Origin of the sequence: Photobacterium sp. DA100, assembly GCF_029223585.1 — a bacterium.
Lineage (GTDB): Bacteria > Pseudomonadota > Gammaproteobacteria > Enterobacterales > Vibrionaceae > Photobacterium.
Genome location: NZ_CP119423.1, coordinates 3,160,694 through 3,183,311 on the forward strand (window position 1 = coordinate 3,160,694; position 22,618 = coordinate 3,183,311).

Annotated in this window: 18 protein-coding genes, 4 tRNA genes, 4 rRNA genes, 1 other RNA gene and 1 pseudogene; 9 read left to right on the top strand and 19 right to left on the bottom strand. The window is 50.2% G+C overall.

What is annotated here, in order from left to right; all coding sequences use genetic code 11:
* On the top strand, positions 1-255 hold the full coding sequence (locus PTW35_RS14435) for a YfhL family 4Fe-4S dicluster ferredoxin (RefSeq protein ID WP_281025585.1): 255 nt from the start codon (positions 1-3) through the stop codon (positions 253-255).
* A gap of 35 nt (positions 256-290) precedes the next feature.
* On the opposite strand, the gene mepA is transcribed toward PTW35_RS14435, so the two are convergent.
* The 14 genes from mepA to PTW35_RS14505 all read right to left on the bottom strand — a co-directional run bounded on the left by mepA (position 291) and on the right by PTW35_RS14505 (position 11,794).
* Positions 291-1,136 (bottom strand): penicillin-insensitive murein endopeptidase, encoded by an 846-nt coding sequence (gene mepA / locus PTW35_RS14440; RefSeq protein WP_281025586.1) that lies wholly within the window; start codon positions 1,134-1,136, stop codon positions 291-293.
* A gap of 114 nt (positions 1,137-1,250) precedes the next feature.
* Entirely contained in the window at positions 1,251-2,231 is a 981-nt protein-coding gene (locus tag PTW35_RS14445) for a sugar-binding transcriptional regulator (RefSeq protein ID WP_281025587.1), read from the bottom strand.
* 698 nt (positions 2,232-2,929) lie between these two features.
* Positions 2,930-3,006: transfer RNA gene (locus tag PTW35_RS14450), tRNA-Asp, on the bottom strand.
* Between the two features lie 33 nt (positions 3,007-3,039).
* Positions 3,040-3,155: ribosomal RNA gene (gene rrf / locus PTW35_RS14455) — 5S ribosomal RNA — on the bottom strand.
* Between the two features lie 44 nt (positions 3,156-3,199).
* Positions 3,200-3,315: ribosomal RNA gene (gene rrf / locus PTW35_RS14460) — 5S ribosomal RNA — on the bottom strand.
* 84 nt (positions 3,316-3,399) lie between these two features.
* A 23S ribosomal RNA gene (locus PTW35_RS14465) occupies positions 3,400-6,286 on the bottom strand.
* A gap of 315 nt (positions 6,287-6,601) precedes the next feature.
* Positions 6,602-6,677 (bottom strand) — tRNA-Val (locus tag PTW35_RS14470).
* 30 nt (positions 6,678-6,707) lie between these two features.
* A tRNA-Lys gene (locus PTW35_RS14475) sits at positions 6,708-6,783 on the bottom strand.
* 1 nt (position 6,784) lies between these two features.
* Positions 6,785-6,860, bottom strand: a tRNA-Glu gene (locus tag PTW35_RS14480).
* Positions 6,861-6,951: 91 nt separating this feature from the next.
* Positions 6,952-8,503: ribosomal RNA gene (locus PTW35_RS14485) — 16S ribosomal RNA — on the bottom strand.
* The 16S, 23S and 5S rRNA genes sit together here with 4 tRNA genes alongside, the layout of an rRNA operon.
* Before the next feature lie 380 nt (positions 8,504-8,883).
* Positions 8,884-9,333: a prepilin-type N-terminal cleavage/methylation domain-containing protein gene (locus tag PTW35_RS14490; protein ID WP_281025589.1), complete on the bottom strand. Its 450-nt coding sequence runs from the start codon at positions 9,331-9,333 to the stop codon at positions 8,884-8,886.
* Positions 9,323-10,615, bottom strand: coding sequence for a hypothetical protein (locus PTW35_RS14495; RefSeq protein ID WP_281025590.1), 1,293 nt, complete (start codon positions 10,613-10,615; stop codon positions 9,323-9,325). The genes PTW35_RS14490 and PTW35_RS14495 overlap by 11 nt, the downstream gene beginning before the upstream one ends.
* Positions 10,612-11,220, bottom strand: coding sequence for a hypothetical protein (locus PTW35_RS14500; protein WP_281025591.1), 609 nt, complete (start codon positions 11,218-11,220; stop codon positions 10,612-10,614). The genes PTW35_RS14495 and PTW35_RS14500 overlap by 4 nt, the downstream gene beginning before the upstream one ends.
* The gene (locus PTW35_RS14505) at positions 11,207-11,794 is read right to left on the bottom strand and encodes a GspH/FimT family pseudopilin (protein WP_281025592.1); all 588 of its coding nucleotides are present in this window, start codon (positions 11,792-11,794) and stop codon (positions 11,207-11,209) included. Before PTW35_RS14505 ends, PTW35_RS14500 begins: the two co-directional genes overlap by 14 nt.
* Positions 11,795-11,930: 136 nt before the next feature.
* On the opposite strand from PTW35_RS14505, the gene PTW35_RS14510 reads away from it, so the two are divergent.
* Positions 11,931-12,323: a prepilin-type N-terminal cleavage/methylation domain-containing protein gene (locus PTW35_RS14510; protein ID WP_281025593.1), complete on the top strand. Its 393-nt coding sequence runs from the start codon at positions 11,931-11,933 to the stop codon at positions 12,321-12,323.
* A 54-nt stretch (positions 12,324-12,377) separates the two neighbouring features.
* Here the strand turns inward: PTW35_RS14510 and dnaJ are convergent, their stop codons facing one another.
* From dnaJ to grpE, 3 genes are all read right to left on the bottom strand, one after another.
* Positions 12,378-13,523 carry a molecular chaperone DnaJ gene (gene dnaJ, locus PTW35_RS14515; RefSeq protein WP_281025594.1) on the bottom strand — a complete coding sequence of 382 codons (1,146 nt, stop codon included), beginning with the start codon at positions 13,521-13,523 and terminating at the stop codon, positions 12,378-12,380.
* Positions 13,524-13,610: 87 nt separating this feature from the next.
* Positions 13,611-15,530: a molecular chaperone DnaK gene (gene dnaK, locus PTW35_RS14520; RefSeq protein WP_281027522.1), complete on the bottom strand. Its 1,920-nt coding sequence runs from the start codon at positions 15,528-15,530 to the stop codon at positions 13,611-13,613.
* A gap of 209 nt (positions 15,531-15,739) precedes the next feature.
* Entirely contained in the window at positions 15,740-16,363 is a 624-nt protein-coding gene (grpE, locus tag PTW35_RS14525) for a nucleotide exchange factor GrpE (RefSeq protein ID WP_281025595.1), read from the bottom strand.
* Between the two features lie 180 nt (positions 16,364-16,543).
* On the opposite strand from grpE, the gene nadK reads away from it, so the two are divergent.
* From nadK to bamE, 3 genes are all read left to right on the top strand, one after another.
* Positions 16,544-17,434: an NAD(+) kinase gene (nadK, locus tag PTW35_RS14530; RefSeq protein ID WP_281027523.1), complete on the top strand. Its 891-nt coding sequence runs from the start codon at positions 16,544-16,546 to the stop codon at positions 17,432-17,434.
* A 183-nt stretch (positions 17,435-17,617) separates the two neighbouring features.
* The gene (recN, locus tag PTW35_RS14535; protein WP_039469492.1) at positions 17,618-19,285 is read left to right on the top strand and encodes a DNA repair protein RecN; all 1,668 of its coding nucleotides are present in this window, start codon (positions 17,618-17,620) and stop codon (positions 19,283-19,285) included.
* Between the two features lie 139 nt (positions 19,286-19,424).
* The gene (gene bamE / locus PTW35_RS14540; protein ID WP_281025596.1) at positions 19,425-19,781 is read left to right on the top strand and encodes an outer membrane protein assembly factor BamE; all 357 of its coding nucleotides are present in this window, start codon (positions 19,425-19,427) and stop codon (positions 19,779-19,781) included.
* 83 nt (positions 19,782-19,864) lie between these two features.
* Here bamE and PTW35_RS14545 read toward each other — a convergent pair whose 3' ends face one another.
* Both PTW35_RS14545 and PTW35_RS14550 read right to left on the bottom strand, forming a co-directional pair.
* Positions 19,865-20,191, bottom strand: a complete 327-nt coding sequence (locus PTW35_RS14545; RefSeq protein WP_281025597.1) for an RnfH family protein — start codon at positions 20,189-20,191, stop codon at positions 19,865-19,867.
* Positions 20,181-20,615 carry an SRPBCC family protein gene (locus PTW35_RS14550; RefSeq protein ID WP_281025598.1) on the bottom strand — a complete coding sequence of 145 codons (435 nt, stop codon included), beginning with the start codon at positions 20,613-20,615 and terminating at the stop codon, positions 20,181-20,183. Before PTW35_RS14550 ends, PTW35_RS14545 begins: the two co-directional genes overlap by 11 nt.
* Before the next feature lie 210 nt (positions 20,616-20,825).
* On the opposite strand from PTW35_RS14550, the gene smpB reads away from it, so the two are divergent.
* The 4 genes and pseudogenes from smpB to PTW35_RS14570 all read left to right on the top strand — a co-directional run.
* Positions 20,826-21,305 carry an SsrA-binding protein SmpB gene (gene smpB, locus PTW35_RS14555; RefSeq protein ID WP_281025599.1) on the top strand — a complete coding sequence of 160 codons (480 nt, stop codon included), beginning with the start codon at positions 20,826-20,828 and terminating at the stop codon, positions 21,303-21,305.
* Positions 21,306-21,451: 146 nt separating this feature from the next.
* Positions 21,452-21,821, top strand: a transfer-messenger RNA (tmRNA) gene (ssrA, locus tag PTW35_RS14560).
* Positions 21,822-22,002: 181 nt separating this feature from the next.
* Complete coding sequence (locus PTW35_RS14565; RefSeq protein WP_281025600.1) at positions 22,003-22,182, top strand: helix-turn-helix transcriptional regulator; 180 nt, start codon at positions 22,003-22,005, stop codon at positions 22,180-22,182.
* Positions 22,183-22,218: 36 nt separating this feature from the next.
* Positions 22,219-22,363 (top strand): annotated as a pseudogene (locus PTW35_RS14570) (hypothetical protein); the annotation flags it as partial.
* Positions 22,364-22,618 lie beyond the last annotated feature (255 nt).

A 22,618-nucleotide genomic window follows, 5' to 3' on the forward strand; every position in this document is an offset into this window, starting at 1 on the left:
ATGGCACTGCTTATTACCAGTAAGTGCATTAACTGCGACATGTGTGATCCCGAGTGTCCGAACGAGGCGATCACCATGGGGGCCGAAATCTACGAAATCGACCCAGACAAATGCACCGAGTGTAAAGGACACTACGACAAGCCGACGTGCCAGTCGGTGTGTCCAATCACCAACTGTATCATTACCGATCCTGACAACGTCGAGACAGAAGAAGCCCTGTTCGAAAAGTTTGTCACCCTACAGGGTTTGGCATAATGCAAAAAGCGCCGGACGGCGCTTTTTTTGTCTCTTCATTTTAGCCCCTCGCTTGTTTTTCTAAGCAAGGCCAGGCACTGTGCTGGCGGAATGGGTTTCGCTTTGGGCTTTTTCTTCACCTTGGCAACTTTTTCTCTTTTCGGTTTTGGCTTGGGTTTCCAGGAAGCGAGCTCTGCTCCGCATCCATCACCCGGCGGAGGTGCAGGTTGGGCTTTGCAACTGCTGTCCCCGTCTGGGCAATGGAGCCGGACATGGAAGTGGTAATAATGCCCCCACCACGGCCTGACTTTCTGCAGCCAATCCCTATCCGTCCATTCACTCTGGCACAGCTGCTCTTTGATCACCGGATGGACAAATATCCTCGCCACACGCTCATCCGCTGCGGCCAACTGAACCATCAAGGCTTGTTTATCTCCCCAGTTTTTCTTGTTTATCTTGTATTGCTTGATGTGCACCATCGGCAGAGGCTGAACGTCAATCAGCTCTTCCTCACTGAGTGGTCTATCGCTTAGCTTGAGCCAAATATCCGCATCGAGGCCGGTCTGGTGACTGTTGTGGCCCGACGAAAAACGCCCACCCCGAGGCATCGCGATATCACCCACCAACAACTGGCCCAGCTCGAGTTTATGAACGCTTTTTGATAAATCATGGAGGAAACGGATCATCGATTCGTGGCCGTAATATCGCCCCCGCTGCGAACGCATCACCTGATAGCCTTCACCCGCCAGAGGTAATGGCTCGGCCCCTGCCAGGCATCCGTTATTGTAGGTGCCGATCGACTCCGACTCGCCCTGGCTCGGGGCCTTAACTGTTTCCCACGGGCTGGCAGATACCGACGAGCCCAACGCAATACCCAACAATAGGGAAAAAAAATACCTCATGCCTGTCTGTTCCTTTGTCACTTTTTTATCCGCATACTTTTCAGCATAGCAAGCAACAAAAAAGCTGCCCGCAGGCAGCTTGATCATTTAGGGTCGAAAAAAAGATGGCGATCTTTATTTCATCTGCTGATCCAAATTCAAAATGGTCAGGGCATTGCTGACGCTGGTTGCCAGCACATCCACAACACCAGAGCGCAGCGCACCGAGCAGGGCCAATGCCTTACTGTTCTCGGCAGCGGTTACCACAACTGTCGGTATATGGCGCAGCTCTTCCATACTCAATCCGATCACCCTGTCGCTCATCATGGTATCGGCACGTCGGCCCTGGCTATCAAAGAAGTCATAACCGGCAATATCACCCACCACGCCTTTGCGGATCCTCGCTTCGACAATCTCCTGGGGAGTGAACCAACCCAACTTCACCATGTGGCTGTTCTCATTCATATCCCCGACACCAACCAATGCCACATCTGCGCGCCTTGCACGATCCAGGGTCTCCTTTACCGTACCGTTCTTCATAAAAGCTTCTTTTACCTTAATATCTTCCACATAGGCCGGCGCATACAAGGTCTCACTGATGCCATCGTACTTCTTGGCCAGCTGGCGGCAGATATGGTCGGCATTGATTGCATTACCGGAGCGGTGAGTTCCTCCAATACCCGAGACAAAACGGCAATTACGGTGAGGAACGACTCCGACATGGCTGGCGATTGAGGCAATATTGCGTCCCTGACCAACGGTTACCACCATGTCATCGGTCAGTATGGAGGACAGATAGCTAGACACCAAACTGGCCACCTGCTGACGCTGGCTTTCGTCATCAGGCTGATCAAGGGCTATCAGTGCCCGCTTCAAATTAAAGCGCTCTACCAGCTGCTGCTCCAGCTTCTCACTGAACACCGGGTGGTACTTCACGGTGATTTCAACCACCCCTTCATCTCTGGCACGGCGCAGCAAACGGCCAACTTTGGCTCGCGACATCCCAAACATCTTCGAGATTTCTTCCTGGGTAGCCCCATCCTGGTAATAGGCGATGGCAATTTCGGTAAGCAGATCGCTGTCTACATGGGTGGTGTCATTATGGGGCGCTGTCATGGCCATACCTTTTGTTACTAATAAGGGTTACGAATAGGATTTGAGCTGAAGGGCTATTTTAGCCGTTATAGGAAAAGACAGCGAGTGCCAAGCCAGGACAGCCTGCCAAAATGAGACTCCGCCCCTCGTTCAACTCCTGAAAGTAAAATCTCCCTTTTGCTGCACAAAAGAAAAACTTAGATTAGGTCGACACCATTACCAAAATAAAATATTGATTTTAAAAACTTAAATTCATGTGCAGCTTTTGGGGCACTATAGTCAAAAAGCTAAAATAGCTGTACTGAGCATACGAAAAATCCCCAGCATTGCTGCTAGGGACTTAATGATTGGCGGAGGGCTGGGGTCGCACACGACCAGGAGTCGATGGTCCGGCATTGCGGCGGGGACGCTTAGTTCCGCGAAAAGTGCGTAGCACTTTTAGGAGCGTCAGATACAAGAAAGCCTCGCTATTTCTAACGAGGCTTCTTAATAAATGGCGGAGGGCCGGGCTTGCGCACAAGCGGGACTCATTCGCCTGCAAGGCGAACATATCCGACAGACGTAAAAAAGCCCGAGTCTTTCGACTCGGGCTTAGTATAAGTGGCGGAGCGGACGGGAATCGATGGTCCGGCATCCCGGCCCGCGAAAAAGTGCACAGCACTTTCGGGAGCGTCAGATAGCAAAAAACCCCAGCCTTTCGACTGAGGTTTCTTAATAAGTGGCGGAGCGGACGGGACTCGAACCCGCGACCCCCGGCGTGACAGGCCGGTATTCTAACCAACTGAACTACCGCTCCGCAGCGTGTCTATTCAGCATATTGCAATTTGGCACTTAGCAATGTCCTACTCTCACATGGGGAGGCCCCACACTACCATCGGCGCTACAACGTTTCACTTCTGAGTTCGGCATGGGATCAGGTGGGACCGCTGTGCTATGGTCGCTAAGTAAATCTGTTACTGTTCATGTCAGTGACACAAACAAAAATTCGAGCCTGGCGATGTCCTACTCTCACATGGGGAGGCCCCACACTACCATCGGCGCTATTACGTTTCACTGCTGAGTTCGGCATGGGATCAGGTGGGTCCATAATGCTATGGTCGCCAAGCAAAATTCTTACAATCTCGAAAGCTGATGTTCTCGCACTACATTCAAGTGCTCATGGAGTCCGTTAAAACCCCTTGGGTGTTGTATGGTTAAGCCTCACGGGCAATTAGTACAGGTTAGCTCAACGCCTCACAACGCTTACACACCCTGCCTATCTACGTCGTAGTCTCCAACAACCCTTCAGGAACCTTATAGGTTCAGGGATGACTCATCTTGAGGCTCGCTTCCCGCTTAGATGCTTTCAGCGGTTATCGATTCCGAACTTAGCTACCGGGCAATGCGTCTGGCGACACAACCCGAACACCAGAGGTTCGTCCACTCCGGTCCTCTCGTACTAGGAGCAGCCCCTCTCAATCATCCAACGCCCACGGCAGATAGGGACCGAACTGTCTCACGACGTTCTAAACCCAGCTCGCGTACCACTTTAAATGGCGAACAGCCATACCCTTGGGACCGACTTCAGCCCCAGGATGTGATGAGCCGACATCGAGGTGCCAAACACCGCCGTCGATATGAACTCTTGGGCGGTATCAGCCTGTTATCCCCGGAGTACCTTTTATCCGTTGAGCGATGGCCCTTCCATACAGAACCACCGGATCACTATGACCTGCTTTCGCACCTGCTCGAACCGTCATTCTCGCAGTCAAGCGGGCTTATGCCATTGCACTAACCTCACGATGTCCGACCGTGATTAGCCCACCTTCGTGCTCCTCCGTTACGCTTTGGGAGGAGACCGCCCCAGTCAAACTACCCACCAGGCACTGTCCGCACCCCGGATAACGGGGCGACGTTAGAACATCAACACTACAAGGGTGGTATTTCAAGGACGGCTCCACCAACACTGGCGTGCTGGTTTCAAAGCCTCCCACCTATCCTACACATGTAGGGTCAATGTTCAGTGCCAAGCTGTAGTAAAGGTTCACGGGGTCTTTCCGTCTAGCCGCGGGTACGCAGCATCTTCACTGCGATTTCAATTTCACTGAGTCTCGGGTGGAGACAGCGTGGCCATCATTACGCCATTCGTGCAGGTCGGAACTTACCCGACAAGGAATTTCGCTACCTTAGGACCGTTATAGTTACGGCCGCCGTTTACCGGGGCTTCGATCAAGAGCTTCGACCGAAGTCTAACCCCATCAATTAACCTTCCGGCACCGGGCAGGCGTCACACCGTATACGTCATCTTTCGATTTTGCACAGTGCTGTGTTTTTAATAAACAGTTGCAGCCACCTGGTATCTGCGACTGCCAGCAGCTCCAAGAGCAAGTCTCTTCACCGCCGGCAGCGTACCTTCTCCCGAAGTTACGGTACCATTTTGCCTAGTTCCTTCACCCGAGTTCTCTCAAGCGCCTTGGTATTCTCTACCCGACCACCTGTGTCGGTTTGGGGTACGATTCCTTACTATCTGAAGCTTAGAGGCTTTTCCCGGAAGCATGGCATCAATGACTTCACCGCCGTAGCGGCTCGACATCGGGTCTCAGCCTTAGGTAATCCCGGATTTGCCTAAGATTACAGCCTACACCCTTGAACCTGGACAACCGTCGCCAGGCCCACCTAGCCTTCTCCGTCCCCCCATCGCAATAGTAAGAAGTACGGGAATATTAACCCGTTTCCCATCGACTACGCCTTTCGGCCTCGCCTTAGGGGTCGACTCACCCTGCCCCGATTAACGTTGGACAGGAACCCTTGGTCTTCCGGCGAGGGAGTTTTTCACTCCCTTTATCGTTACTCATGTCAGCATTCGCACTTCTGATACGTCCAGCACACCTTACGATGCACCTTCAACCGCTTACAGAACGCTCCCCTACCCAATACATAAAATGCATTGCCGCAGCTTCGGTGTATAGCTTAGCCCCGTTAAATCTTCCGCGCAGGCCGACTCGACCAGTGAGCTATTACGCTTTCTTTAAATGATGGCTGCTTCTAAGCCAACATCCTGGCTGTCTGAGCCTTCCCACATCGTTTCCCACTTAGCTATAACTTTGGGACCTTAGCTGGCGGTCTGGGTTGTTTCCCTCTCCACGACGGACGTTAGCACCCGCCGTGTGTCTCCCGGATAGTACTTACTGGTATTCGGAGTTTGCAAAGGGTTGGTAAGTCGGGATGACCCCCTAGCCTTAACAGTGCTCTACCCCCAGTAGTATTCGTCCGAGGCGCTACCTAAATAGCTTTCGGGGAGAACCAGCTATCTCCAGGTTTGATTGGCCTTTCACCCCTAGCCACAAGTCATCCGCTAATTTTTCAACATTAGTCGGTTCGGTCCTCCAGTAAGTGTTACCTCACCTTCAACCTGCCCATGGCTAGATCACCTGGTTTCGGGTCTAATCCTAGCAACTGTACGCCCAGTTAAGACTCGGTTTCCCTACGGCTCCCCTAATCGGTTAACCTTGCTACTAAAATTAAGTCGCTGACCCATTATACAAAAGGTACGCAGTCACCCCGAAGGGCTCCTACTGCTTGTACGTACACGGTTTCAGGTTCTATTTCACTCCCCTCACAGGGGTTCTTTTCGCCTTTCCCTCACGGTACTGGTTCACTATCGGTCAGTCAGGAGTATTTAGCCTTGGAGGATGGTCCCCCCATCTTCAGACAAGATAACACGTGTCCCGTCCTACTCGTTTTCACTGATAATGCGCTACCGGTTACGGGGCTATCACCCTGTATCGCTGTGCTTTCCAGCACATTCACCTGACGCAAAACTAGCTTAAGGGCTAATCCGGGTTCGCTCGCCGCTACTGCCGGAATCTCGGTTGATTTCTCTTCCTCGGGGTACTTAGATGTTTCAGTTCCCCCGGTTCGCCTCGCAACGCTATGTATTCACGTTACGATAACTGCTTATGCAGCTGGGTTTCCCCATTCGGAAATCCAAGAGTATAGTGATTCTTACCATCTTCTCTTGGCTTATCGCAGGTTAGCACGTCCTTCATCGCCTCTGACTGCCCAGGCATCCACCGTGTACGCTTAGTCACTTAACCATACAACCCCAAGGGGTCTGTTCGTATGGCTCAACAACCAAGGTTGTTCATCTGAGTTGTGATGAACTGTGTTTCGCCGGACTCTTACACAAGACACTTGAATGTGTGTTGCTTGAGAACTCGTTCTATCTTTCGATAGAACTATTAGTATTGAATTTTAAAAATTCAATTTACTAGTCAGCTTTCCAGATTGTTAAAGAGCATGTGTTTATCGTTAGATAACCACTTTCTAATGATTTTCGGCGGCAAAAAAGCGGACCCAACAAAGTTAACCTTCATTGAATCTGCGTATCCGTGCAGAAAATGATTAGAGAGTGGTGGGCGATACCGGGCTCGAACCAGTGACCCCCTCCTTGTAAGGGAGGTGCTCTCCCAACTGAGCTAATCGCCCTCCGATGTTTTACATCTTCAAAGGAGAAGATGGTGGGTCGTGCAGGATTCGAACCTGCGACCAATTGATTAAAAGTCAACTGCTCTACCAACTGAGCTAACGACCCGTGGCGTCCCATAGGGGAGTCGAACCCCTGTTACCGCCGTGAAAGGGCGGTGTCCTAGGCCTCTAGACGAATGGGACTAAGTGTTTTCAGGTTTGGGTACCTGAACATGTTCTCTACTTTTCGACCAAGCAATCTGTGTGGACACTGCATAAAACGCAGTCATATCGTTAAGGAGGTGATCCAGCCCCAGGTTCCCCTAGGGCTACCTTGTTACGACTTCACCCCAGTCATGAACCACACCGTGGTAAACGCCCTCCCGAAGGTTAAGCTATCTACTTCTGGTGCAGCCCACTCCCATGGTGTGACGGGCGGTGTGTACAAGGCCCGGGAACGTATTCACCGTGGCATTCTGATCCACGATTACTAGCGATTCCGACTTCATGGAGTCGAGTTGCAGACTCCAATCCGGACTACGACGTACTTTCTGGGATTCGCTCACTCTCGCAAGTTGGCAGCCCTCTGTATACGCCATTGTAGCACGTGTGTAGCCCTACTCGTAAGGGCCATGATGACTTGACGTCGTCCCCACCTTCCTCCGGTTTATCACCGGCAGTCTCCCTGGAGTTCCCACCCGAAGTGCTGGCAAACAAGGATAAGGGTTGCGCTCGTTGCGGGACTTAACCCAACATTTCACAACACGAGCTGACGACAGCCATGCAGCACCTGTCTCAGAGTTCCCGAAGGCACCAATCCATCTCTGGAAAGTTCTCTGGATGTCAAGAGTAGGTAAGGTTCTTCGCGTTGCATCGAATTAAACCACATGCTCCACCGCTTGTGCGGGCCCCCGTCAATTCATTTGAGTTTTAATCTTGCGACCGTACTCCCCAGGCGGTCTACTTAACGCGTTAGCTCCGAAAGCCAGTGTTCAAGACACCAACCTCCAAGTAGACATCGTTTACGGCGTGGACTACCAGGGTATCTAATCCTGTTTGCTCCCCACGCTTTCGCATCTGAGCGTCAGTCTTTGTCCAGGGGGCCGCCTTCGCCACCGGTATTCCTTCAGATCTCTACGCATTTCACCGCTACACCTGAAATTCTACCCCCCTCTACAAGACTCTAGCCTGACAGTTCCAAATGCTATTCCGAGGTTGAGCCCCGGGCTTTCACATCTGGCTTAACAAGCCGCCTGCATGCGCTTTACGCCCAGTAATTCCGATTAACGCTCGCACCCTCCGTATTACCGCGGCTGCTGGCACGGAGTTAGCCGGTGCTTCTTCTGTTGCTAACGTCAAACACTGCCGCTATTAACGACAATGCCTTCCTCACAACTGAAAGTGCTTTACAACCCGAAGGCCTTCTTCACACACGCGGCATGGCTGCATCAGGGTTTCCCCCATTGTGCAATATTCCCCACTGCTGCCTCCCGTAGGAGTCTGGACCGTGTCTCAGTTCCAGTGTGGCTGATCATCCTCTCAGACCAGCTAGAGATCGTCGCCTTGGTGAGCTCTTACCTCACCAACTAGCTAATCTCACCTGGGCTAATCCTGACGCGAGAGGCCCGAAGGTCCCCCTCTTTGCTCCGAAGAGATTATGCGGTATTAGCCATCGTTTCCAATGGTTATCCCCCACATCAGGGCATATTCCCAGGCATTACTCACCCGTCCGCCGCTCGCCGCCCATAACGTCCCCCGAAGGTTCAGTTATGTCGCTGCCGCTCGACTTGCATGTGTTAGGCCTGCCGCCAGCGTTCAATCTGAGCCATGATCAAACTCTTCAATTAAAGTTTTGGCTCAATGAATACTGTTATTACTTATTTCTAAGTAAGAATTGACTGTGCCGAATCTTGCGATTCGATTTGGTCACTCAGTTTCATTGATAATTCTTTTTGACTATCATTTCACGAGTGCCCACACAGATTGCATGGTCAAATTGTTAAAGAACAATACTGATTGGTTAGCGGCTTAAGTTGCCGTGCTCCGTGTCAGTGAGGTGGCATTATAGGGAGAGATTTCGAGAGGGCAATAGTTTTTTAATAAAAAAGAGCCTTTTGAACAAAACACAACCAAAGGTGCTAAATAGCGACCCAACAGAAGCCTTTTTACTGAAGTCTATCAACTGAAACCTCTCTTTGAATCGTCCACTTTAAAGAAAATCAGACTGCTAGTTAAACTCACTAAAACGAGAAACCATTGTCTTGAACTCTATTGCATGGGGTGTACCCCAGCGATCTGTCCAGTCTATTTTCACCTTGATCGTTTTTGCCGCCGCAGATGTCGCTCCCGGCAGTAAAATGGCGTCAGTTATAAAAACCTTACGGTTAAAACTATAAGCCGAGCCAGAAACTGATAGGCCATTTTCTGGATACATTCCCGCCGCCATAGAAGCACCATCAAACAAAACTGTGCCAATTGCACCAGAAATTGTTGAACGTGTACGGTAGTGATCGAGTTTTGATTCAGCCAGAGCTATGGCTTCAAGAGAATTGAGTGCATAGTCTGCCTTTCGTTCCAGATAGCTCTGCATTCGGACTAATCCCAGTCCCCCCACCGACAACACAGCCAAAGAAATCACGGCCTCCAGCAAACTAAAACCTTTTTGCTTAGAAATCATGCCATGAGCCCTCTATCCATACAGGCGGAAGTACGAGAGTAACATCATCGATTTTGTCTTTGTTAAAAGCAAAGTTAAGTGACTGAGCAAAGTAGGCATCGAGATTTTCGGTATCAAGTATCTGCCCACCAGAAAACACAAAAGCCCCCCGTTGAAAATAGACAGTGTTACCTTTTGTCAGGGTAGGGAAATATACAGCATTACCAAAATGGCTGTTGGCTTCAAATTCACCCCAAAGCGCTTCGACTGGCGTGAAGTCTGTTGTCAGGTGATACAGCATCCCCGGAAAAGTCATCGAACCCTGAATTGAGAAGATACCATCGTGGATCATTAGAAATGTGGCCGGATTCCCCTTACTAGTGAAAGCCTCTGATAATTTCTCTACTCCCCCACCAACACCTGAAGTTAACTCGCACGAACCCTCCACCCAGATGTGGGACACTCCTGCTTCGACTTTACTCGCAAGTTTCTCTCCGCAATTCTCGACTATTCCGTAGTCTACCCCCGAAATCGAAACCGTTTTTGACGCGTTAATCGTTGAAAACCCCCACTCACTGCTTGTTCGCACCTCGTTCCAGTCCGACTTGTCCCGCTTAAACATGTCAAAAAACGGGTCAAGGCCTGTTGTTTGTACGAAATCTGCACCATAACCAGAATTACTGGATACATTTGTCATATGACTGTCAGCACAATCGAAACCCTGAGAGTCAAAGCCCTGATAAGGAGCGGCCCCATGAATCAGGCCTAGGTTGGCAGCTCCAGAATGTGATGAGAAAATACGCTTGTAATTTATCGCCACGCACTGCCATCCTTCCGGGCCAAGCACACCGGGATCGGGGGTTGAAAATGCAGACGATCCATAAATATACAGATCAGCCGTTGACTTAAGTGCTCCGGGGGCACTTCCCTCAAATGCCATTGTTTTAACTAGTCGCTTCTTTATACCCTGGGTACTATATTCAGAAATAACGTCATAGTGCGTGCCACTTAATTGGTATTTTAATACTGATAGTGCTAGGGGCGACTTGCATTCTGATGCAAGGTAACCCGGGTAAATGCTGTCATCAAGCATAGCTGGATCTAAATCAACGGAAGCCTTAGTAAAAGCACACTCAAGCCCCCCCTCCGCGGCCCAATAGGCCTTTCGTGCCGCCAGTTCATTATCGGCCCGCTTAATCTGATAAAACACTGTTCTTGATGCCCCCAACGTCATCATAAGCGCCGCTACCAGCATAATGGCGGTAATAAGCAAGCTCATCATTCCAGACTGTTTACGTATCATTGCCAGTTCCTTACCAAAAAACTTGTCTGCTTCTCATACGACTGCATGCCATTGGTGACATCGAGTGTCAGGGTTATTTTGTAACTGGTCGCCGATGCTGTAGACACAATATCGCTGACAACATTAAAACTATTCACTTCGAGTTGTTTATAAGGAAGGATTGCGGCGACCTCCGCCGATGAGCACAAATCGGCATAAGAAAAAGAGGGAGTTGATGCTATTTCTCGTCGTTGGCACATTTGAACGGTTTCTGTACCGGCCAGTGAAGTCGTTTTATGAAACTTAATGCCTCGCCACTCACCGGCTTCATCTAAATAGACGAAGCCGATTTCATTAGTCCCCATTTCGACAGTACTGCTCGATCCTGACAACATAGCTACACTCCCAGTTCCACCACTGTAACCAGCCCTTACCAATTCTTCTTTCATCAGCCTCAATGCGTCATTGACATCCTGATAAAGAGACAGGCTTTTTGCCCTTTCTGATATTACCTTAAAGCCAGAAAAGTATACCGCCCCTACATTGGTGATAACTATCATGCTAACGGCAGCGGCAACGGTAAATTCCACCAGCGAAAGACCGAGTTGCCTATTAACAGACACCATAACCATAAGCTCCCGAATCAGAACATATATAAATGCGCCCCGTCATCCGGTTCATTTTAACCTCGACGCTTTGAGCCGGGTCCGACGCGTAAAACTGGTAAGTAATATGGAGATTGGAAGTCCCCCTGATCGGGCTGACAGTAACTGTGGTCGAATAATTAGCTTTGACATAAACTTGCTTAAAGCCATTCCCCTGTAAAACAGAATAAGCATTACCAACAGTATCCGATATTGATGCGCCTGAAACCGCCGAAGGCAGCAGCGCCAATACCCACTCACCATCGGAATGATAGCTAGTGACATCATTCCCATCATCCCGCACCAACTCAAGATTCAACTCCTCATTGCGTATCACCGCTTCAGACTTAGCCTGCATTAACAGCCCTTGCAATTCTTCGGCCAGACGAACCACACGGTTGCGCTCCAGCAAAGTCTGGAAAGAAGGTGCTGTCGCAGCCGCCAGAATCGCGAGCACTGCTATCGCGATCACAAGCTCGATTAAGGTAAAGCCTGCGACACGGTTAGATCTTTGCCTTCTCTGTTGCTTAATTTGCGATACACCAATGTGAGTCATTTCCGAAAAACCCAATAAAACAATAATGTGCCAAAGATCCACAGCTCGTGTCAGGATACCATTGCATCTGTAGCTGTTTATTTTTTAAAAAGAATCATTCGAGGCATTTCGAGTATCAAAGCAACGGGAGGCACAATTGAAGCAACGCGGCGTGACTCTGATCGAATTAATGATCGCGGTAATCATTATTGGCGTCCTAGCCGCCATTGCCTACCCGGCTTACACCCGTCATTTAGTGGAAAGCCATCGCGTCCAGGCAAAGACTAACCTAGTGATGATGCAGCTATGGGCCGAAGAGCAAGTAAGGGCAGGAACACTAACAGACGGGGCTATCTCGGCAAGTGAATGCCCAGCATGTAATTTTCATACCCCCCGTTATACTTATAGCCTTACTACAACTGTATCGCCGCCACATGCCACCTACGAGATCTTTGCCAATGTCGTAAGCGGAGGGCCGCAGGATGCTGGTTCCTGTGGTACGCTGTCCATCAAAGGGAATGGCACAACTACACCCAGTAACTGCTGGTAAAAACAAAAAAGCCAGCTTGCGCTGGCTTTTCGTATATCTAATCTAACAGGTCAATTAACCGGTTAGATCATCGAAGAACTTCTTCACTCCGTCAAAGAAACCTTCAGCTTTTGGCTTATGCTTCTTTGCCGCTTTACCGCCTAGGGTTTCTTCAAGCTCTTGCAATAGCTCTTTCTGGCGGGCGCTTAGGTTAACCGGGGTTTCAACCACCAGTTTACAAATCAGATCGCCCACAGCACCACCGCGTACAGATTTCACGCCCTTACCACGCATGCGGAACATACGGCCAGTTTGGGTTTCAGACGGCACTTTCAGGTTCACACGGCCATCAAGGGTTGGTACTTCTACCTCGCCACCCAACGCGGCCATAGTGAAGCTCACTGGCACTTCACAGTATAGGTTGTTGCCGTCACGCTCGAAGATATTGTGCTGCGCAACGTGAACCTGCACGTAGAGATCGCCTGCTGGCGCACCGAACTCGCCAGCTTCACCCTCGCCAGATAGACGAATGCGATCACCAGTATCCACACCGGCAGGAATTTTAACCGACAGAGTCTTGGTTTCTTCCTTACGGCCCTGGCCATGACATGTGCCACAAGGCTCTTTGATGATCTTGCCGCGACCATGACAGTGCGGACAGGTCTGCTGAACAGCGAAGAAGCCCTGACGCATCTGCACCTGACCACTGCCGTGACAGGTACCACACGTGGTGGCTGAAGTGCCTTTCTTGGCACCTGAACCATCACAGGTATCACAGTGAACCAAGGTAGGAACACGGATCTCTTTGCTGCAGCCGCGAACCGCTTCTTCCAGTGTCAGTTCCATGTTGTAGCGCAAGTCGGCACCACGCTGCGCACGCTGCTGGCCACCACGACGGCCACCGCCACCGAAGATGTCGCCGAACACATCACCAAAAATATCACCGAAGTCAGCACCGCCGCCGAAACCACCGCCGCCGAAGCCGCCACCACCTTGTTCAAAGGCAGCATGGCCGTACTGGTCGTAAGCTGCTTTCTTCTGAGGATCCGTTAGGATTTCGTATGCAGTCTTAACTTCTTTGAACTTCTCAGCCGCTTGCTCGTCACCCTGGTTGCGGTCAGGGTGGAATTTCATTGCAAGGCGCTTGTAAGCCTTCTTGATATCACGCTCTGACGCATCACGACTTACGCCCAGAACTTCGTAAAAATCTCGTTTTGACATACTTATCTGTCACCTGCCTTAATACAGCTACGGGCGCAAGAGTAACCTCCAACGCCCGCGCTCAAATAAGATTAAGAATTAACTATCTTATTTCTTGTCGTCTTTAACTTCTTCGAACTCAGCGTCAACCACGTTGTCGTCTTGCTCTTGCTTTGGCTGTTCGCCACCAGCTTGTGCCTGCTGTGCTTGAGCCTGCTGCTGAGCGATTTCCATCAGCTTCTGAGAAGCTGCGATAAGCGCCTGAACTTTAGCGTCGATTGTTTCTTTGTCTTCGCCTTTACGTGCTTCTTCAAGCTCGTTTACAGCCGCTTCGATGGTCGCTTTATCTTCAGCTGGCAGTGCGTCGCCCGCTTCTTCGATCTGCTTGCGAGTACCGTGAACTAGCTGGTCAGCTTGGTTACGTGCAGTTACCAACTCTTCGAACTTCTTGTCCGCTTCTTTGTTAGCTTCTGCTTCCTGTACCATCTTCTCGATATCTTCGTCGCTCAGACCGCCAGATGCCTGGATAGTGATCTTCTGCTCTTTACCTGTGCTCTTATCTTTCGCAGATACGTGCAGGATACCGTCGGCATCTAGGTCGAATGTTACTTCGATCTGAGGCATACCGCGAGGAGCCGGGTTGATACCTTCTAGGTTGAACTGGCCAAGAGACTTGTTGTAGCCCGCTTGCTTACGCTCACCCTGTAGAACGTGGATAGTTACCGCGCTCTGGTTGTCTTCAGCAGTCGAGAACACCTGGTTCGCCTTAGTAGGGATAGTGGTGTTTTTCTCGATTAGCTTAGTCATTACGCCACCCATGGTTTCGATACCAAGAGATAGTGGAGTAACGTCTAGTAGTAGAACGTCTTTAACTTCACCAGCCAGAACACCGCCCTGAACGGCAGCACCAACGGCTACTGCTTCGTCTGGGTTCACGTCTTTACGTGGTTCTTTGCCGAAGAACTCAGAAACTTTCGCCTGAACCATAGGCATACGAGTCTGGCCACCAACAAGGATAACGTCAGTGATGTCGCCTACAGATAGGTCTGCATCAGCAAGAGCAACTTTTAGTGGCTCAAGAGAGCGCTGTACTAGGTCTTCAACTAGAGATTCTAGTTTCGCACGTGTCACTTTGATGTTCATGTGCTTAGGACCAGTCGCATCAGCAGTCACGTAAGGTAGGTTTACGTCAGTCTGCTGGGCAGAAGAAAGTTCGATTTTCGCTTTTTCAGCCGCTTCTTTAACACGCTGCATCGCTAGCGGATCGTTCTTAAGATCGATACCTTGCTCTTTCTTGAACTCGTCAACCAAGTAGTTGATCATGCGGTTATCGAAGTCTTCACCACCTAGGTGCGTGTCACCGTTGGTAGAAAGAACTTCAAACGTCTTCTCGCCTTCAACTTCGTCGATTTCGATGATAGAGATATCGAAAGTACCACCACCAAGGTCGTAAACCGCGATAGTACGGTCACCGCCCTGCTTGTCTAGGCCGTAAGCCAGAGCAGCCGCTGTTGGTTCGTTGATGATACGCTTAACTTCAAGGCCTGCGATACGGCCGGCATCTTTCGTTGCCTGGCGCTGTGCATCGTTGAAGTATGCTGGAACTGTGATAACTGCACCTGTTACTTCCTCACCAAGGAAGTCTTCAGCAGTTTTCTTCATTTTCTTAAGTACTTCAGCAGAAACCTGAGGAGCAGCCATTTTCTGGCCTTTTGCTTCTACCCAAGCATCACCGTTGTCAGCCTTAACGATTTTGAAAGGCATGATTTCGATGTCGCGCTGTACTTCTTCGTCTTCAAAGCGACGACCGATCAGACGCTTGATTGCAAATAGCGTGTTTTCAGGGTTTGTAACCGCCTGACGCTTAGCTGGCTGACCAACTAGAGTTTCACCGTCTTGGGTGTAAGCGATCACAGATGCCGTTGTGCGCTCACCCTCAGCATTTTCAATTACACGTGGCTTGTCACCATCAAGTACTGCTACACAAGAGTTAGTTGTACCCAAGTCAATACCAATGATTTTACCCATCAGGCTCTCTCCGAAATTCATTTAGCTTACTTGCCAGCCCGTTACCTTAACGCCGCTGACAATGCGGTGTTACCCGCTGAAATTGATTTACGATGTCGTATGACTACTAAATAGGGGCAGCCAATTTGTTTTCAAGGGCGACATCGAAAAAAAATCAAAAAAAATTAAAAAGCCCGCTCGAAGCGGGCTTGTGACAGTCAACGTCCCGCTTATGCCTGGGTATCGATGTTGCCGGCTGCCGCTTTAGACACCATTACCATTGCCGGGCGGACGACACGGCCGTTTAGCTCGTAGCCCTTTTGCATTACCAGCATGACTGTGTTCGGCTCGTACTCAGTACTTTCCTGGATAGACATCGCCTGGTGGAATTCAGGGTTGAAGGCTTCACCGATTGGGTTCAGCTGCTTCAGGCCAAATTTCTCAACCGTGCCCATCATGGTTTTCAGCGTTAGCTCAACACCTTCAACCATTGGTTTGATCGCTTCGTCGTTCTTGTCTGCCATCTCGATCGCACGTTCCATGTTATCGATAACCGGCAATAGCTCTTCAGCAAACTTATTCAGAGCAAACTTACGTGCCTTGTCGATTTCCTGCTCGCTGCGGCGACGCATGTTTTCTACGTCGGCACGGGCACGCAACACGCTGTCTTGCTGCTCGCGTACTTTGGCTTCGCTGGTTAGCAAAGCAGCTTCTAGCTCAGCGATGCGGGCTGCCTGCTGCTCTTCAAGGGTCATTTCAACCACTTCTTCCTCAGCAGATTCAGTTTCAACCGCTTCAACAGTTTGCTCTTGCTGTAGCTGTTCGTCCTGTACTTTTTTCTCTTCGTTGCTCATGCTTTCGCTTCTCCGCCAAGATCATGGTATTCAATGGAGGATAGAATAATCAGCTCTATCCAAAAAACTCGTTATGCGCATATTATGGGGATGAAGTTCAATGATTCAAGCCGATATCGCTCACAATGCGCGACAAGTATCTAATCCTGGCGCTATACTGGTCATCTCTTTATTTGTCGGATCATGGACATGACACGCGTTTTCCAGACTATCGCGATAATTGGCAAACCCCGCAACCCCGAAGCCCTGCAAACCCATTTGAGCCTCTATAAATGGCTGGTCGAGAAAGGGTATGAAGTACTTGTTGACCACCGACTGGCCAACGACCTGTCACTGCCCAAGACCGCCTTTTGTGATCTATTGACCATCGGAGACAAAGCCAACTTGGCCATCGTGGTCGGTGGTGACGGCAATATGCTGGGCGCAGCTCGGGTACTGTCGCGCTTCGACATTGCCGTGATTGGCGTCAACCGCGGCAGCCTTGGCTTTTTGACCGATCTTGATCCCGATGCCTTCGAAGACGAGCTCGACCAGGTCCTCAACGGCGAGTACGTGGTTGAAAAGCGCTTTCTGCTGGAAGCAGAAGTCCACCGCCATGGCATGATCAAAAGCCGCAACGCGGCCCTAAACGAAGCGGTGCTGCACCCGGACAAGATCGCTCACATGATAGAGTTCGAGGTCTACATTGATGATACCTTCGCCTTCTCGCAGCGCTCCGACGGACTAATCATCTCTACCCCAACCGGGTCAACGGCCTATTCGCTCTCCGGTGGCGGCCCGATCCTGTCTTCCGAGCTCAATGCCATTTCATTGGTGCCGATGTTCCCGCATACCCTGTCGTGCCGCCCACTGGTGGTCGATGGCAACAGCCGGATCAAACTGATGGTTTCACCAACCAATGGCAGTACATTGGAAGTCAGCTGCGACGGTCAGGTATCACTGCCGGTCAGCCCGGGCGATGAGATCCACATTTACCAAAGCCCGGAAACCCTCAAGCTTATCCACCCGAAGAATTACAGCTACTATGAAGTGCTGCGGGGCAAACTGGGCTGGTCGAGCCGATTGTTCTAGCGCAAACCACCTCAATTATCCGATTCTGAAGCCAACCCTGCGGTTGGCTTTTTTATTGCCAATTTTCAGAACGTTAACCTAAATCAAGCTTTGTCGGAAAAATTTCACCAACAGTACTTTACTGTATGTAGATACAGTATATACTGTATGAAAAAACAGGTGTTGATTTAAACAGGTGAACACATGCTGGCTCATATGACGATCTCAAACTTTGCTATTGTCAAAAACCTTGAATTTGAACTTAAACCGGGAATGACGACCATCACCGGTGAAACGGGTGCAGGTAAATCCATTGCCATAGATGCACTTGGCTTGTGTTTGGGTGATCGCGCCGAAGCTTGCATGGTTCGCCCGAATGAAGACAAAGCAGAAATCTCTGCCGCCTTTTCATTGCTCAACAACCAAGCTGCCCGCCGCTGGCTGGAAGACAACGAGCTGATTGATGGTGACGAATGTATCCTACGTCGTGTCATCACCAAGGAAGGCCGTTCACGTGGCTTTATCAACGGTAGCCCGGTACCTGCATCGCAGCAAAAAGCCTTGGGACAGTTGTTGATCAACATTCATGGTCAGCATGCCCATCAGCAGCTGATGCGACCTGATTACCAGCAGCAAATGCTGGACCAATATGCCGGCCACCATCAGCTGATGGAAAAAACCCGCAACCACTACCAGCGCTGGCGCCAGGCCAACAATGAATACAAGCGTTTGGTTCAGAACCGCGAAGAGAACGAAGCGCAAAAGCAGCTGATCCAGTACCAAGTCAAGGAGCTCAACGAGCTTGCTCTGGCCGAAGACGAGTACGCCGAGATCGAAGAAGAGCACAAGCGCCTATCCAACAGCGGCGAGCTGGCGGTATCGAGCCAGACAGCGCTGTCGATGCTCTATGACAACGAAGATTGCAACGCCCTCAACATGCTGCAGTCGGCCTGTCAGGAAGTGGCTAACTTGGGCGAAATCGACAGCAACTTGAGTGCTATTCCGCAAATGCTGGAAGAAGCCATCATCCAGGTACAAGAAGCAAGCCAGGAGCTGCGCAGCTACCTTGATAACATGGATATGGATCCACAGCGGCTGATGTACCTGGAAGAGCGCCTGGCCAAGATCATGTCCCTTGCCCGCAAGCACTACGTGATGCCGGAAGAGCTATACAGCAAGCACCAGGAATTGCTTAAAGAGCTGGAGAACCTTGATTGCAGCGATGAGCGCTTGGAAGAAATTGCCGAGAACGTCGAATGCCTGCGCCAGAAATTCCTGGCCAGTGCCGAAAAGCTCAGCAAGAGCCGCCAACGCTACGCCAAGGAGCTCGACAAGAAGATCTCCGACAGCATGCACCAACTCAGCATGGAAAACGGCGTATTCAAAATCGATGTTCAGAGCGATACCGAAGGAATGCTCAGCCCACTGGGCTTCGACACTATCACCTTCTTGGTCTCGACCAACCCGGGTCAGCCATTGCAGCCGCTGGGCAAAGTAGCATCCGGTGGTGAGCTATCGCGTATCTCGCTAGCCATCCAGGTGATCACGGCGCAGAAAGTCGAAACACCAAGCCTGATTTTCGATGAAGTCGATGTGGGTATCAGCGGACCGACAGCCGCCATCGTCGGCAAGATGCTGCGTACCCTGGGCGAGTCGACCCAAGTAATGTGTGTAACCCACTTGCCACAGGTAGCAGGATGCGGCCACCAGCAGATGTTCGTGGCGAAGAAATCCAGCAAGGGCCAAACCGAAACCAACATGTTCCCGCTGACCCAGGAAGCCCGCGTCAACGAGCTGGCCCGCCTGCTGGGCGGCAGCGAAATTACCGAGCGCACACTGGCAAACGCAAAAGAGCTGCTGGTTGCGGCATAAATAGAATAAACTTAGTGGGCAGTGCAACTAAATGGTTGTACTGCAGTCTCAATTACAGTTTTTTTCTTTACTGCTTTTTTACTTCTGCTCGGGGGTTGTTTATCATCGCTGCAGAATAAAGCGAACTTGCCGGGATGCTATGAGTTGGAAAAACCTTGCTGCCGTGACTTTAGCGGTCAGTTTATTGGGTGGCTGTTCAGTCGTTGAACGACTGGTTTACCGAATTGATATTAACCAGGGTAACTACCTGGAGCAAAAAGATATCGACACCCTTCGATACGGAATGAACAAAGAGCAGGTCCAGTTCGTGCTCGGCTCGCCAATGCTGGTTGAACAAGAGTACCCGAATACCTGGTACTACGTTTACTACCACAAGCCGGGCCACGAAGAGCCGCAACAGAAAAACCTGATCCTGAAATTCAATGCCCAGAATCAGCTAACCAGCCTTGAGGGGGACTACGAGAAAAGTCCTCAGTTCATGGAGCAATTCAACTAAGGTTGCTCAGCATTGCTGGTTACCAAAAAACAAAAAGCTCGCCATTGGCGAGCTTTTTTATTGGGATTCGTTGCTGCCGGCACTTAGGCTTTCTCACCCTTGGCAGCCAATGCTTCTTGCTTGGCTTGCTCTGCGCGCTTGCGGCGGATCTCTTTCGGATCGGCCAGCAACGGGCGGTAAATCTCGATCCGGTCACCATCGTGTACCGTTGCATCGAGCTTCACATTACGGCTGTAGATCCCCACTTTGTTCTTTTTCAAATCAATCTCAGGGTAGAGCGCCAGCACCCCGGATTGCTCGATGATCTGCTGTACCTGCATATCCGGCGTGACCGTCACCCGGATCACCTTCTGCACATCAGGCAGGGCATACACCACTTCAACGTGGATCAGCTTTTCTTCAGAAGTCATAAATCTCTCGCGCACGTTGGGTAAAAGCTGACACCATGTTGTTAGTCAGATCGCGGAAGACTTTACCGAACGCCGCCTCCACCAGCCCATTGGTAAATTCGAAGTCCAGCTTGAGCTCAACCTTACACGCCTCTGCATCAAGCTCGGTGAAGTGCCAACCACCGACCAGTCGGCTAAACGGGCCATCGACCAGTTGCATGGCAATCATACTGCCGTCTGTCAGATCATTGCGGGTCACAAATGTTTTCTTGATACCGGCCTTGGACACATCCACCGAGGCCATCATATGCTGTTCGGAGCTTTCTAAAATTTTGGTACCAGAGCAGCCCGGCAGGAATGCAGGGTATGATTCAACATCGTTAACAAGTTCAAACATTTGTTTTGCACTAAATGGTACGAGTGCAGAACGACTGATCTGAGGCATAGCTTCTCCTTACGGTTTAAACGTGCCGCCTGTCACCGGCTTCAAGCGCATTGCGGGTAAAACTATGACAAGGACAACCTCAATGATAACATTACTGGGCTAACAGCCAAAATAAGCGTGTTTATTGACTTCATCTCTTTGATTTATAAATAGACACTTTTCGACCAGCCAGAGCATCTGCCGCTGGGACAGCAACATTTAAGAGTACTTATGGCAAAGAAAAAACCAAAGCAAAGTAGCAATACTATTGCCAAGAACAAAAGCGCCCGCTTCGAGTTCGCGATCAGCGACGAGTACGAAGCCGGCATGGAACTTCAGGGTTGGGAAGTAAAAGCGATCCGCTCTGGTAAAGTGAACATCTCGGAAAGCTACGTATTCCTGCGCAACGGCGAAGCCTTCATTTCGGGCGTGCAGATCACCCCGCTGAACGCGGCGTCTACCCACGTGGTGGCCGACCCTACCCGTACCCGTAAGCTACTGTTGAACCGTCGTGAAATCGACAAGCTAATGGGTGCCGTTAACCGCGATGGCGAAACCATCGTGGCCCTTTCCATGTACTGGAAAGGTTCATGGGTTAAACTTAAGATAGGTACGGCGAAAGGTAAGAAACTACACGACAAGCGTGCTGACAAGAAAGACAAAGATTGGCAGCGCGACAAGGCTCGTATCATGAAGAGCAGCCTGCGCTAGTACGCCTTTCCTGCCAGTCATAGCAACCTGTATAGATATCTGTTTATCCAAGTTGGTATAAGTGATGGATTTTTCTCCATAAGAGACACACTGGCAGGGAATTGTATTGACGCTAGGTGAAATTCTGTTACCATCGCCTTAACTCTGGGGCTGATTTAGGATTCGACAGGATCACGAAGGCTTGTGGAGCATGCCGAGGTGCGGTTGGCCTCGTAAAAAAGCCGCAAAAAAATAGTCGCAAACGACGAAAACTACGCACTAGCAGCTTAATAACCTGCTAAGAGCGCTCCTGCCCTAGCTTCCGCTTGTAAGACGGGGACCAACAGGGGTTCAAACCCAAACAAGATAGCGAGGGAACTTTCGACCAGAGAGGTGAACCGCGAAATAGAATTCTGGTATGTATTGGCATGGCGTGTCTTTCCGCAGTGCTCTTACGAGAATATAGAAAGACTAAGCATGTAGCGCCATCTGTTAGACTGGTTTTGGACGCGGGTTCAACTCCCGCCAGCTCCACCAAACGTTTGGAAAGGGCGGTAATCGAAAGATTACCGCCCTTTTTGTTTGTTCAGATATAACCAGCACTCACACCTCACACCTCACACTTCTCATTCACACAAAAATGTGACTTATAGTCCGTGGACCAAAAGTCTACAGGCGAAGACCATATCGTTCATAAACAAGCACAAAACAGATTGCCGTGAACGACTCAATACTCAAACCCTTTGGGTTACATATCAAACAGCTAAGAAAGGATGCAGCGCTAAGCCAAGAAGAGCTGGCTGCGCGTAGTGGGCTTGATCGCACCTATATCAGTGGCATTGAGCGTGGCCTGAGAAATGTCAGCCTGATCAACTTGTTTAAGTTGGCAAAAGCGTAACAAGGGCCAAGATAAACGCTACCTAGAGAACGCTTACCGAGTACTACTGACAAGAGCACGACAAGGGATGGTGATCTTTGTTCCCGAAGGCAACGACGGTGACCCTACCCGGCCAAAAAGTTACTACCAACAGACCTACCAATACCTCCTACAGTGTGGTTTTCAAACCCTGCCCGCATAATACCTACTGAGGGGCTATCAGCCCCTCAACGTGATGACCATACAGGTTCACCAACGGGGTGAAAGACATAATACATTGATAATATTAAACATTCACACAATGATACAGCATAAGACAAGCATGTAACTGCAGAAAAACACCTCCCCAACCCTACCAGTACATTTCTCCAACATCCCAGAATAATCCTCCTAACAACTCAAGTTTTATAGTGATTACCCCCACGATATTGGTGGACAGATCAAGGTTAGTTAAGCC